The organism is Bacillus sp. Au-Bac7 (assembly GCF_021341655.1).
Classification (GTDB): Bacteria; Bacillota; Bacilli; order Bacillales; family Cytobacillaceae; genus Niallia.
The window spans coordinates 548796-563037 of record NZ_JAJTTG010000001.1; the positions used below are offsets into that span (position 1 = coordinate 548796).

The 14242-nt window shown below is 38.7% G+C and carries 10 protein-coding genes; 9 read left to right on the plus strand and 1 reads right to left on the minus strand.

What is annotated here, in order from left to right:
• Positions 1 to 6 precede the first annotated feature (6 nt).
• The 7 genes from LXM54_RS02880 (at position 7) to LXM54_RS02910 (ending at position 9658) form a co-directional block, all read left to right on the plus strand.
• Complete coding sequence (locus LXM54_RS02880; RefSeq protein WP_233313586.1) at positions 7 to 1770, plus strand: cache domain-containing sensor histidine kinase; 1764 nt, start codon at positions 7 to 9, stop codon at positions 1768 to 1770.
• Positions 1771 to 1937: 167 nt separating this feature from the next.
• Positions 1938 to 3227, plus strand: coding sequence for an ABC transporter substrate-binding protein (locus tag LXM54_RS02885; RefSeq protein ID WP_233313587.1), 1290 nt, complete (start codon positions 1938 to 1940; stop codon positions 3225 to 3227).
• A gap of 135 nt (positions 3228 to 3362) precedes the next feature.
• Entirely contained in the window at positions 3363 to 4232 is an 870-nt protein-coding gene (locus tag LXM54_RS02890) for a carbohydrate ABC transporter permease (protein WP_267913310.1), read from the plus strand.
• Positions 4225 to 5043: a carbohydrate ABC transporter permease gene (locus LXM54_RS02895; RefSeq protein ID WP_233313589.1), complete on the plus strand. Its 819-nt coding sequence runs from the start codon at positions 4225 to 4227 to the stop codon at positions 5041 to 5043. The genes LXM54_RS02890 and LXM54_RS02895 overlap by 8 nt, the downstream gene beginning before the upstream one ends.
• 20 nt (positions 5044 to 5063) lie before the next feature.
• Positions 5064 to 8093: a glycoside hydrolase family 2 TIM barrel-domain containing protein gene (locus LXM54_RS02900; RefSeq protein ID WP_233313590.1), complete on the plus strand. Its 3030-nt coding sequence runs from the start codon at positions 5064 to 5066 to the stop codon at positions 8091 to 8093.
• Between the two features lie 211 nt (positions 8094 to 8304).
• A complete protein-coding gene (locus LXM54_RS02905) occupies positions 8305 to 8724 on the plus strand; it encodes a MarR family winged helix-turn-helix transcriptional regulator (RefSeq protein ID WP_233313591.1) in 420 nt (139 codons plus the stop codon).
• Between the two features lie 160 nt (positions 8725 to 8884).
• Positions 8885 to 9658, plus strand: a complete 774-nt coding sequence (locus LXM54_RS02910; protein ID WP_233313592.1) for a DUF4097 family beta strand repeat-containing protein — start codon at positions 8885 to 8887, stop codon at positions 9656 to 9658.
• A 3-nt stretch (positions 9659 to 9661) separates the two neighbouring features.
• Here LXM54_RS02910 and LXM54_RS02915 read toward each other — a convergent pair whose 3' ends face one another.
• The gene (locus tag LXM54_RS02915) at positions 9662 to 10081 is read right to left on the minus strand and encodes a hypothetical protein (protein ID WP_233313593.1); all 420 of its coding nucleotides are present in this window, start codon (positions 10079 to 10081) and stop codon (positions 9662 to 9664) included.
• A gap of 179 nt (positions 10082 to 10260) precedes the next feature.
• Here LXM54_RS02915 and fumC point away from each other — a divergent pair, with 179 nt between their 5' ends.
• On the plus strand, positions 10261 to 11646 hold the full coding sequence (gene fumC / locus LXM54_RS02920) for a class II fumarate hydratase (protein WP_233314738.1): 1386 nt from the start codon (positions 10261 to 10263) through the stop codon (positions 11644 to 11646).
• A gap of 186 nt (positions 11647 to 11832) precedes the next feature.
• Positions 11833 to 14196: a sensor domain-containing protein gene (locus LXM54_RS02925; protein ID WP_233313594.1), complete on the plus strand. Its 2364-nt coding sequence runs from the start codon at positions 11833 to 11835 to the stop codon at positions 14194 to 14196.
• The last annotated feature ends 46 nt before the right edge of the window (positions 14197 to 14242 follow it).

Here is a 14242-nt window from a genome sequence, read left to right on the forward strand (position 1 = left end):
CATACTATGAAGCTAATTCCTGAACGTTTTAGACACAGCAATTTATTTATTACGATGTCCTTGATTACTGTAATGATTATCATCATCGTATCCATCACCATCACATGGACAACAATTCGCATGAGTGAACAATTCTTTTTCGATAAATTCAGTATTACGAATGCGAAGGTGATGAATCAAGTGAAAGAAAGTTACGAGAAATATCATTATTCAGTCGTTCTTGCAACTAACAGCATACAGCAAAGCATTGCCATAAAGGACATATTGACAGAAAAAAGGGAAACAAATGCAGTACAGTTTCAGTCCATCTATCAGATGAGCCAATTAATTAAACGGGTTGAACCTAATATGGCAGCATATGAGGTTGGCATTATTGTAGTTGGTGCAAATGGTCTGAGCTATGCGACAAACGACAGAACGTTTTGGCCAATTACTGATACAGAGTTAAAGGAAAGCAGTTTAGCGGAGAAAACGGCTGAAAACCCGAACAGATTAATCTATCAATATGACAAGCGGCTAAATGATGATGAGAGCGGCAGCTATATTGTTGCTTCACGGGCACTTGTGAATAGGTCTGGATATACTTACGGAGCGGCTTATATATCTATACGAGAAAACGAATTTCGGAAATTTTACTCTAGTTATACAAGTCCAGGCAATGATGTTTTTTTAGTTGATAAAGAAGGCGTCATTGTCTCAAGCAGCTTGTCAGAAAAAGTCGGCAGCACCTCTAAAGAGCTAAAAGAGTATGCCTCAGAGCTTGGCAATAGTGATCATGATGATTATCTGATAGGGGAGTTTATGGGTAAGGAGCAAATAATGATGATGGAATATGTACCAGCCTTTGATATGTACATGTTCAATATCATTGATAAGCATACAGCTTTTGGTGATTTAATTGATAAGAAAAAAATTATGCTTATTTCATTAAGCATTGTTATCGCAGCGCTGTTTATCGTTCTCCTTGTTTCAAGAAGGCTGACGAATTCTTTGTCCAGTCTTGTCAAACAAATTGAGAGTGCATCAGATTATGACTTTGATGAATATGTTGCTGTTTCAGGAACATATGAAACTCGAAAGATTGGTATTGCCTTTAATTCCATGCTTGATGAATTACATGAGTATGTCGATCAGCTCGTACTGTCACAGAAACAACGGCGGAATGCTGAGCTTGCTGCCTTACAGCAGCAAATTAATCCCCACTTTTTGTACAATACACTCGCATCCATTAAATTTATTGCAAGTAAAGGCAATATTGCCGAAACAGAAGCAATGATTAATTCGCTCATATCCTTATTGCAAAATACAATTGGTGATGTAAATGAGACGATTACCGTAGATCAGGAAATAAATAATTTGCGCAATTATGTGCTTATTAATCAGAAGCGCTATGGCGATTCCGTTAAGGTGAATTATTTTGTTGCACCGAACTGTCACGACATACTGATCCCAAAGCTAATTTTGCAGCCGTTTATGGAAAATTCCTTTTTTCATGGCTTTATCCATAAACCGCAAGGGTATATTCATGTTCTTGTATGGCATGAGGGCGACTGTTTGATTTGTGAAATTGTTGATAATGGGGATGGGATGGTAATAGCTGATGAGCATCTTCCGCAAACAAAACGGAAGCAGCAGTTTTCTGGCATTGGCATAAGAAATGTGCATGAGCGGATTCAGCTCATCTATGGCGAATCATACGGCGTGGAAATTTCCAGTGAGGTTGGCGAAGGAACAAAGGTACGAATCACCCTTCCTGTTCAAAGAAAATAATAAAATCTAAAAAAAGTCCTATTTGAACATTGGAAGCGGATTCATTTTTGTGAAAATACTACAAAAACACAAAAATATCTTCCTAACGATGCACCCCAATAGGATGATAACATAATAGTTGTAAGTGATAACGCTTACAAATAATATTCATACTTGGGGGGAAATCGATGAAAAAGATTCTTGCACTAATACTAGCCAGCGTTCTACTTTTGGCAGCCTGTTCATCTGGCTCCAATACAGAGAATGCTTCAGGAGACTCTAAGGATACAAATAAAATTACGGTATGGGCTTGGGATCCTAACTTCAACATTAAGGCGATGAACTTGGCAGTAGATTCCTATGCCGCTGAAAATGCTGACCTTGATATTGAAGTAATTGAAAACGCTCAAGATGATATCATTCAAAAGCTTAATACGTCTTTAAGCTCAGGAACGACGAAGGGGCTGCCAAATATAGTCCTAATTGAGGATTATCGTGCACAAAGCTTTCTTCAAGCATATCCAGACATGTTCTATGAGTTGAGTGATTCTTTTAAGCAAGAGGATTTCGCTCAATATAAAATTGCACCTACAAGTGTAGACGGCAAAAACTATGGTCTCCCATTTGATACAGGGGTAGCAGGTTTGTATGTCAGAACAGATTATTTAGAGCAAGCTGGCTATACAGTGGATGACTTAAAGGATATTGATTGGAATGAGTATATTGAAATCGGCAAAAAGGTGAAGGAAGCAACAGGCAAAAACATGCTTACACAAGACCCTAATGATCTTGGTTTGATTCGTATGATGATTCAGTCTGCTGGATCATGGTATACAAAGGAAGATGGTGTGACGCCTGACTTATCGGGAAATACAGCTTTAAAGACAGCGTTTGAAACATATAAAGCACTATTGGATGCAGATATTGTTTCACCTGTTTCGGACTGGAGTCAATTTTTAGCAGGTTTCAATAGCGGTGAAGTAGCCACAGTTCCATCAGGCAACTGGATTACTCCATCTGTTAAAGCAGAAAGCTCTCAAGCTGGTAAATGGGCAGTTGTTTCTATGCCGCGCTTGCCAGATGTGGAAAGCTCCATTAATGCTACTAACTTAGGCGGAAGTTCTTGGTATGTTCTAAATGTTCCTGGAAAAGAAAAAGCAGCTGAATTCCTAGCGAAAACGTTTGGCTCTAATGTTGATTTTTACCAAACATTGAATAAAGAAGTAGGTGCTATCGGCACTTATTCTCCAGCAGTGGAAGGTGAAGCATATCAAGAAGCAGATGATTTCTTTAATGGTCAGCAAGTCATCGCGGATTTTGCGAACTGGACAGAGCAAATCCCGCAAATTAACTATGGACTGCACACATATGCCATTGAAGATCTGCTTGTCGTAGAGGCTCAAAACTACTTAAAAGGTAAAGCTCTTGATACTGCCCTAGAGGATGCCCAAAAGCAGGCAGAGGCGCAGATTAAATAATCGAGTAAACTTTAGAGCCTTGGATTTTCTTACTAAATACCAAGGCTCTCTTTTATTACAGAATGCAAGGAGTGTTGAGTTGTGATTCCAGCTAGAACGAATCAGGATCTTCAGACAGCAAGAACTTCCAGAAGCCTGCGCACAAAAAATAATGCGATCGGTTGGTCTTTTATAACTATTGCCGCGGCCATGATTTGTTTATTTTATTTTTATCCAATGGTGCAAGCTTTTATCTTGTCCCTTCAATCAGGAACAGGCACTAACCTGACCTTTGTCGGTTTTGATAATTATGTCCGGTTATTTAAGGACCCGACTTTTCTGACAACAGTGAAAAACACGGTTATCTATCTCATTATCCAAGTTCCAGTAATGATACTGCTGGCATTATTTATCTCCGTTCTGTTAAATGATAAGACGTTAAAGTTTAAAGGTGTATTCCGGACGGCTATCTTTTTGCCATGTGTAACTTCATTGGTAGCTTACTCGGTTATTTTTAAATATTTATTCGGTAATGATGGCATTATCAATATGTTCTTATTAAAGGTTTCTATTATCTCCGAGCCCATTCAGTGGCTGACAGATCCTTTTTGGGCCAAAATCGCCATTATTGCAGCAATCACTTGGCGCTGGACTGGCTATAACATGATTTTCTATTTATCTGCATTACAAAATGTCGACCAGTCTATTTATGAAGCAGCTAAAATGGACGGTGCATCTAGCATTCAAACCTTTTTTAAGATTACAATTCCAATGCTGAAGCCGATCATTTTATTTACATCGATTACTTCTACAATTGGCACACTCCAACTGTTTGATGAAGTTATGAATATAACCCAGGGAGGGCCAGGGAACGCCACGATGACGATATCCCAGTACATTTATAATCTCTCCTTTAAATACACCCCAGACTTTGGGTATGCGGCAACGGTTTCTTATGCCATTGTTATTATGATTGTTATTTTCTCTATCATCCAGTTTAAAGTGGCAGGTGACAAAAATGATTAAGAAAGTATTTAGTTACAGTTTTTTAACGATTGTTTCAATCGTTTCGATTTTCCCTTTTTTATGGATGATTGTCAGTGCAACGAATAAATCAGTTGATGTTACAAAGGGGCGTCTATTGCCAGGTGGGCATTTTGTTGAAAATTTCAAAAACCTGCTTGAAACAGTAGAGATCATTCCAGCGTTGATAAATTCCGCGAAAATATCAATCATTACTACTGTTTTATCACTGCTGATTGCATCACTGGCAGGCTATGGCTTTGAAGTTTACAAAAGCAAAGCGAAAGACATGGTTTTTAACATTCTTCTGCTGTCGATGATGATACCGTTTGCAGCATTAATGGTGCCTTTGTTCAGAATGTTTGGCATGATTTCACAATCTGCGCCATATATAGGTATTGACACGATTGCAGCTGTTATTTTGCCGACAGTTACAACTGCATTTTTAATTTTCTTCTTTCGTCAGAGCACAAAGATGTTTCCAAAAGATATTTTGGAAGCAGGCAGAATTGATGGTTTGACAGAGCTAGGCTGTTTTTTCAGGATTTATGTGCCGACAATGAAAACGACTTATGCAGCAGCAGCCATCATCACGTTTATGGCGAGCTGGAACAGCTATTTATGGCCATTGGTTGTGTTACAGTCTCCAGAAAACCAAACAGTGCCATTATTGATTTCTGTTCTTGGGTCGAGCTATTCTCCCGATTTCGGCGTAATTATGACTGCGATTGTTATCGCGACATTACCAGCAGCATTCATTTTCTTCATCATGCAGAAGCATTTCGTTGCCGGCATGATGGGATCAGTTAAATAGAAGCAAGGGGAGTGTAATCAATGACGAAAATTATTCCAACATTAGATTGGCTTGAAGATGTGAAGGTATTTGCTGTTAACCGTCTTTTGGCTCATTCAGACCATAATTATTATGAAACATTTGAAGAGGCAAATCTTCGAGTGCCGATGAAGCTCAGGCACAGTCTGAACGGAGATTGGAAATTCCATTATGCAGAAAATCCACACAGCAGGCCACAACAGTTTTATGAAAAAGATTTTGATTGTGAAGGCTGGGAATACATCACCGTTCCGGGTCATATACAGCTGCAAGGATATGGCACGCCTCAATATGTGAATACGATGTATCCGTGGGACGGCCACAATGATATCCGTCCCCCTGAAATTCCTTCCGATCATAATCCTGTAGGCAGTTATGTCAAATATTTTTCTGTTCCAGAAAATATGAAGGGGCGTGCTGTTAATGTGTCTTTTCAAGGGGTAGAATCAGCTTTCTACGTATGGCTGAATGGGGAATTTGTCGGCTATAGCGAAGACTCCTTCACACCTGCTGAATTTGAGCTCACGCCCTATTTGGCAGAAGGGGAAAACAAGCTTGCAGTTGAAGTGTATCAGCGCAGTACTGGCAGCTGGCTTGAAGATCAAGACTTTTGGAGGTTCTCTGGGATTTTCCGCGATGTCTATCTTTACACAGTGCCTACCACTCACATCACAGATCTTCATGTTCGTCCTGAACTGGATGAAAATTTTACAAAAGGTAAATTAACAGCAAACGTTAAGCTGACAGGAAAACCTGCGTCTAAACTAAGCGCAGAGCTTAGAGACAAAACGGGCAAAACAATAGCTGCAGCAATGGGAGTGGAAGAGGCAAGCAATTGGTCCTTAACAATCAATGTAGACCAGCCGTCCCTTTGGAGCGCAGAAAGTCCATATTTGTATACATTATTCATTAGTGTTTATGACGAATCTGGCAACCTGACAGAAGTGGTGCCACAAAGGCTCGGCTTCAGGCGATTTGAGCTATCAGATAAAATTATGCGCCTCAATGGTGAACGAATTGTGTTTAAAGGTGTTAACCGACATGAATTTAATCCAAGACAAGGCAGAGCAATTTCGAAAGAAGACATGCTGTGGGATATCAAAACATTAAAGCAGCATAACATCAACGCTGTTCGTACTTCTCACTATCCAAACCAAAGCTATTGGTATGAGCTCTGTGACGAATATGGTGTTTACGTTATTGATGAAATGAACTTGGAAACACATGGGTCATGGCAAAAAATGGGGGCTGTTGAGCCGTCGTGGAATATTCCTGGAAATAAACCGGAATGGCAAGATATTGTTATGGACAGAGCCATTTCAATGGTGGAGCGCGATAAAAATCATCCTTCCATCTTAATTTGGTCGTGCGGGAATGAATCCTATGCTGGTGAAGTTATCTTGAACGTTGCCAACTATTTCAGAGAGACAGACCCAAGCAGACTCGTCCATTATGAGGGAGTGTTTCACAACCGTGCTTATAATGATTCAAGTGATATGGAAAGCCGTATGTATGCAAAACCGGCTGTAATTGAAAAATACTTGTCTGAAAATCCAGAGAAGCCATATATAAGCTGTGAATATATGCATGCGATGGGAAATTCACTTGGAGGCATGTACAAATATACAGAGTTAGAACAAAAATATCCTATGTACCAAGGCGGATTCATCTGGGATTATATCGATCAGTCCCTTTATAAAAAAGACCGGTTTGGCAAGGAATACTTAGCATATGGCGGCGATTTTGACGACAGGCCGACAGATTACGGTTTTTGTACAAATGGAATTGTATATGCAAACCGCCAACTGTCACCCAAAATGCAGGAAGTTAAATATCTTTACCAAGACTATAAGCTCTTATTAGACGAAAATGGTGTCACGATAAGAAATGAGAGTCTCTTCACAAATACAGACAGCTATCAATTAGAATATAAGCTGTTTTTGGAAGGAAAGGAACTGTACAGAAAAAGTACTTTGGCAGGAGTTGAACCGCAAAGCTCTCAATATTTCAAGTTCGATCTGCCTGAAAATCTGGATGCAGCTTTAGGTGAATATAGTATTCAAGCATCACTTACACTGAAGGAAAATACCCTTTGGGCAGAAGCAGGCTTTGAGATTGCATTCGGACAGTATGTTTATGAAAAGGGCAGCAAACAATTTAGTCCGCCTGTTGGAGAACTGCGAACTGTCCATGGTGATGTTAATATTGGTGTTCATGGTAAAGATTTTTCTGTGCTATTTTCTAAAGCATCTGGCAGTCTCGTTTCTTTGAGCTATGCTGGCAGAGAAATGATCTCATCACCTCCTGCCCCACTGTTTTGGAGAGCGACAACAGACAATGACCGTGGGTTTTCACAAAGCTATCATTCGGGAATCTGGTATGCGGCAAGTCTTGCGCGTAGGTGTAAGGACATTCAAGTGAAGGAAAGCAACAGTCAAACAAGTGTTGCATTCACATATGAATTCTCTGTGCATCAAGACATCGAGGTAACAGTCACCTACACCGTTTATTCAGATGGAAGTGTGCATGTGAAGTCAGCGTATAAAGGAGCTGACAGTCTGCCTCAGCTGCCGATTTTTGCGCTTACGTTTAAGCTTCCAGCAGATTACAGAAAGCTTGAATGGTATGCTCTCGGACCAGAAGAGAACTATTCTGACAGGAACATGGGCGCAAAACTATGCCATTTTCAGCAAGAGGTGGAAGAGAGTCTATCAGGGTATGTTATGCCGCAAGAATCAGGAAATCGAACAGGTGTCAGACATGTATCTGCCACATCAAAAGATGGCCGTGGTATTTTAATATCTTCTGTAAATACACCACTTGAATGTAATATCTCGCCATATACTGCCTTTGAGCTTGAGAATGCGCAGCATGTTTATGAGCTGCCGCCTATCCATTATACAGTTGTGACTGTGGCGGGCAGGCAGATGGGCGTTGGCGGTGATGACAGCTGGGGTGCGCCGGTTCATGAGGAGCATTTAATTCATGCTAATGAAACGATAGAATTTGAATTCCTCATCCAGAGAAAGTAAATTAGTTAGAGCGGTTCCGCTTAAAAATTTTGTTACAATAGCCTTATTATCCTTAATGTTGGATGATAAGGCTTTATTTTGCTAAAATAATGAAGGTGATAATTTTTGCAAAATTCAAATGATACTTCCTGATTTCAATCAAACAGATTTTGCAGTTATAATAGTTACTATATATTTTAGTTGTTGAAATAATTAACAAAGGATGTTAAACGTGATAAAACAAAACGATGATACAGTTCGAAATTTAATGGAGGAGATGTTTCATATTCAAGTTAAGTCCAATAACTTTATGCGGCTGCTAACCTTTGATGAGGACTTATCTGAAAATCTCGTGCTCCTCATGCTTCGCTTGAAACTGTTTGGATTTCTGAAAATCACGCAAATAGCAGAGGTTTTCCTACTGACACCAGGTGCTGCTACTAATATGTGTGATAAGCTGGAAAGAATGGGCTATGCGGAAAGAATTCGCTTGCAGGATGACAGGCGTATTGTCCGTGTTGCTTTAACGAAAAAAGGGGAAGACAGAGTCAACGCCATCTTTTCAAAATTTACAGATGAACAGCTCCTGAGTATTACCAACACACTGGCAGAGATTAATAAGCTCTTTAAACATATTGAGGATATAACTTAAACAGGTCGCAACGATCTGTTTTTTTCTTTGAATTAAATGGATATTTTATCGAATTTAGAATATATTATAATTATTAAATGTTTTAGTTATTAAAATATTAAGGGTGGGGGGAGGATATACTATGTCCATAAAGAGACTTATTTTAGGAGGGGTATTAATAATGGCATTATTTTCAATAGCAGGAATTATGTCTACGAAATTTGAACAACGCATCAGTTTAAAAAAATCTAGTCATCTAATTCTACAATCAGATTTTTCCGATCTTAAAGTAGTTACCGACAAGCCGGATTTATCCCTTGAATTAAACGGAAAAAAATCATTGCTGTCTACACCGTCTGTTCAAGTAAAGGAGGAAGGTGATAAAGCCTATATATCTATAAATATATTAAATAAAGGCTGGAAGAAATACTTGCCTGGTCGAAAAATGAGAGCGAAGTTAACACTAAATATCCCTTCTGGAATGATAGATACATTAGAAATAACTAATCAGAACGGAAAGACAGAAATCGGTCAAATTACGGATTTAAGGCTACTTTCCATAAATTCCGAAGTAGGAAGTATTCAGTTAAGTAGTTTTCAAGGAGGAAAGCTTGCCATTAAATCAAACAATGGCAGTGTCTCTTTAGGGAAAGTAAGTGCCCAAGTGAATATTGATAACAAAGTAGGCGGAATAAAAAGTCTTGAGCTGCTGCGTGTTCAAGGAGAAAATTATCTAAAAGTCTCTAATGGCAATATTCATATACAGCTCCCGAAAGAACTTTATACAACTAATACAGCCATACATGCCATCACTAAAAACGGAGCGATAACAGCAAATAACTCCCTTTTAACTGTGAAAAAAATTGGGCCGGGCAAAGAGCTGGTAAAAGAAGCCTCCAGTGCTGAAGACAAGTTGACCATATCCGTTTCTGTCGGCAATATCAACATAAAATAATGGTCAGTGATTCCGAAATATAACCATTCCAATACCCATTGGCACAATCATTAACAATCCGATAGTCAGTGTAGGGAAGGGAAGCTTTTCAGCAAAAATCGTACCCATTTCCCCTAAAAATCCTGCAGCAACAAAGGGAATTGCAGACCTTGTTTTATCTGCACCTTCCTTAGCATAAAACCAAGCATCCCAGACTGCATAAACATAAAATCCAGGATAAAAGAGCAGAACGTCAAATGAGGCTGTTTCTACTGCTTGCTGATGGTAACCGTTAAAATCAAGTGCGATAGCTTCATTAATTCTGCCAAGCATATTATCGAAATGCTCAAAAATAATAAAAATTACGCCCTTTAACAGCTCACGATTATAAATTTGGCCAAAGCCTGGCATGATCATGGAAATCAATGCAGCAATAATTCTCATATAAATACCTCTTAAAGTTAACTTAATGTCAGTTTCTCCTGTTACTACTTAAGATATACAAAATATGTAAAATGAATTATCACCTTCTCTACAAGGATAAAAATATGAAAATTCAGGCAGCACCGTATATAATAGGATATAGAAACGAAAATATTTTTTATAGAGAGGAAGGAATGTCAATGGAGTACCGTCTTGAAAGAGATACAATCGGAGAAATTAAAGTGCCGGCAGAAAGTTACTGGGGAGCACAAACACAGCGAAGCAAAGAGAATTTTCCAATTGGAACAGAAAGAATGCCGATGGAGATTATTCACGCCTTTGCTATTTTAAAGAAAAGCGCTGCTATTGTAAACCAAGAACTAGGCTTATTAGCAAAAGAAAAAGCGGAAGCGATTGGCTACGGTGCTGACCAAATCTTAAATGGCAGTCTTGAAGAGCATTTTCCCCTTGTGGTTTGGCAAACGGGAAGCGGCACACAGTCCAACATGAATGTTAACGAAGTGATTGCTTTTGCAGGCAACAAATGGCTTGCTGAAAAAGGATTAGACATCAGGCTGCATCCGAATGATGATGTAAACAAATCGCAAAGCTCAAATGATACATATCCGACAGCACTTCATGTGGCTGCAGTTGTTCAGCTGGAAGATACGGTCTTGCCGGCGATAGCCAAACTAAAAGAGACTTTTAAGGAAAAAGCAGCTGCGTTTTCTGAAATTGTTAAAATTGGGCGAACTCATTTACAAGATGCGACCCCATTGACATTAGGGCAGGAAATCAGCGGCTGGCACCGCATGCTTGAAAAGTCCGAAAGCATGATAGCAGCGAGTTTGCCGTACTTGCGTGAGCTGGCAATTGGCGGCACAGCAGTCGGTACAGGCTTAAATGCCCATCCAGAGTTTTCTGAAAGAGTTTCCGAAAAAATCTCCTTATTCACAAACAAAGAGTTTTTATCAGCAAAAAATAAGTTTCATGCACTGACAAGCCATGATGAGATAACATTCGCACATGGAGCGTTAAAAGGATTGGCTGCAGACATGATGAAAATAGCGAATGATGTGCGCTGGCTTGCGAGTGGGCCTCGTTGCGGCATTGGAGAAATCATGATTCCAGAAAATGAACCAGGCAGCTCTATTATGCCAGGAAAAGTGAATCCAACCCAAAGTGAAGCCGTAACAATGGTAGCTGTTCAAGTTATGGGAAATGATGCTGCAATCGGCTTTGCGGCAAGTCAGGGGAATTTTGAACTGAACGTCTTTAAGCCAGTCATTGCCTATAACTTCCTTCAGTCCGCCCGCTTGCTTAGTGACAGCATTATTTCCTTTAATGATCGTTGTGCGGTTGGAATTGAGCCAAACCTAGAGAAAATCGACAGAAATTTAAATGAGTCCTTAATGCTTGTAACAGCCTTAAATCCGCATATCGGCTATGAAAATGCGGCAAAAATAGCGAAAAAAGCATACGCGGATAACTCCACTTTAAAGCAGGCAGCATTAGAACTAGAATTATTAACAGAAGAAGAGTTTGATAGCTATATCCAACCGAAAGAAATGACATATCCGAAATAAGCAATCTTTTTATAACTGCACCTTTTAATAAAAGAGGTGCAGTTTTTAGTGCATTAAAAAGATAATATTTGTTAACTAAAAGAAAAAATAGTAGTATAGTCGTATGATAAAAGTAGTGTATAATAAATCTTCATAGATTAATAAATGAAATATAGGAACATGCTAAAACTTCAGGAGGTCATATCATTGCCTTTTCATCACATCTTAGACCATTTTCATACACAATATATGATCGTAATTCCTATCCTGTCTATCATAAGCTGTGCTTTAGGGCTGTGGATCAGCAAGAAAGTAAGGAAGAACGAAAATGAGAAAAATAGAAATGGAATTCTTATTTTTGGTTCATTGCTCTTAGGCTTTACTTTTTGGATAACCCTTTATCTCATTATGCAAATGGTGCCATTACCATATTCGCCTAGTAATTATCTGCTCTATTTAATCAGCATCTATTTGTTTTGTTTTATCGGTTCCTTAGTAATTCTGGCATTGGCACAAACCAAGGAAGTGAAGGAAAGCCAATATTTTTGGGGGAGTTTATTTTTAGCAGTATGTATTCTCGCCGCTGATACGATTGGTTTTGCCCTGATGTTTAAAAATCATCTCCATTTCAATATCATCCTGTATATTACTACTTCTTTGCTAACAATAGGATCTGCTTTTTCTGTGTTCCGGTTTGTGATTTTGATAACCACTGATGATGTCTTTCAAGCAACATCAAAAAGGCTGGAATATATCGGAATTGTCCTTGCAGGTGTGTCTCTTGCAAATATCCCCTATATTGTATTAGTTTCTATTTTGAAATTTAATTTAGGCTATATGTATAGTGATTACGAGATTTTTATTCCGTTCACCTTAACAATCGCAGCGAATTTATTATTAATGCTGCTGCCATATTTTTTAGGAGATACTATTTTAAATAAAAAGGCAAACTTTTATACATCCCTGTTTGAGCATAACCCCGTTGCCGTTATTGGCATCGATTTAGCTGGAGTAATCAATAGTGTGAATTCTGAAGGTATTAAACTACTAGAATATGAGGAAGAGGAATTGGTTGGAAAGAGCATTTCTGAAATCTTCATGAAGGTGGATAAGGAGAAGATTAAACACTATCTATTAGGTCATTTTAAAGGGAAGGTTCATAAATTTGAGACAGAAATAGTTTTAAAGAATAATACTCGAAAAGATGTTTTTGTTACGGCAGTCCGGATTATCACAAAGGAAAAGTTCATCGGCACCTTTGTACTGGTTGAGGATATTACCGAAAAGAAAAAATCAGAAGAGCAAATAAAACATCTAGCCTTTCATGATGATCTTACACAGCTTTCAAATAGACGGCTTGCAAAGATTACGATGAATCAATATGTGGAAAACAACACTCCGTTTACATTAATGCTCCTCGATTTTGACCGCTTTAAAAGCATTAATGATACTCTGGGGCATTCATTCGGGGATAGTCTGCTGCAAAGAATAGCAAAACGGCTTAATAATTTAGTAGAAGAGAACGGCAAAGTGGCAAGATTTGGCGGAGATGAATTTTTGATTATCATTCCAGATGGCAGTAGTGACAAGGATATGTATAAATCAATTGCTAAATCTATTAATCATGTTTTTAGACAGCCAATCCTTATAGACGGTTATGAGATTATTTTGACAGCAAGTGTTGGCATCAGCAGATTCCCCGAGCATACAACAGATGTGGATGACCTTGTAAAGTACGCAGATATCGCGATGTACCAGATGAAAGAAGCAGGGGCTAATGGGTTCAAGGAATTTAACAAGGAAATGTCCTTACATGCAGACCATAAAATCGGTTTAGAGAGTGATTTGCAAAAAGCCATGGATTATCAGGAGCTGTCCGTTTACTATCAGCCTAAGTATCATATAAAAAGCGGCAAGATTATTGGAGCTGAAGCTTTACTTAGATGGAAACATAATAAAAAAGGCTTTATACCGCCCAATGAATTTATTCCGCTGGCAGAAGAAAGCGGTCTAATCGTAAAGTTGGAAAAATATGTGTTTGCTCAAGTGTGCAAGCATATTCATAGATGGGCAACTTCAAGGAAAACATTCGGCAGGATTTCTATTAATATTTCAATTGTCACATTATTAAGAGAGGACTTCGTCTCATTTATTGCGGGACTTTTGCAAAAGTACAAAATAGACGGCAGCATTATTGAATTGGAAATAACCGAAAGAATTGTCATGAAGAATGAGCTTGTTGTCAATGAGACATTAAAGAAAATAAGTGAGCTTGGCATCAGCATCAGCATGGATGATTTTGGTACAGGCTATAGTTCGTTGTCCTATCTTCATAAGCTTCAGGTCGATTGCATAAAAATAGATAAGTCTTTTATTGATCAAATAGAAGGCAATATTGAAGTAGTTTCTGCCATAATCTCTATGGCACATAATCTTAAGCTGGAAATTATCGCAGAAGGTGTTGAAACTGAAGCACAAGTACAAAAGCTTATACAGCTTGGCTGTGAGCAGGCTCAAGGTTTTTATTTCTCCAAACCAATCACAATGGAAAGCTTTGAGGCCATCCTTTAAGTGTATCTTCAGCTGAAGGTGCATTTTTTTATTGATTTCCTATAGT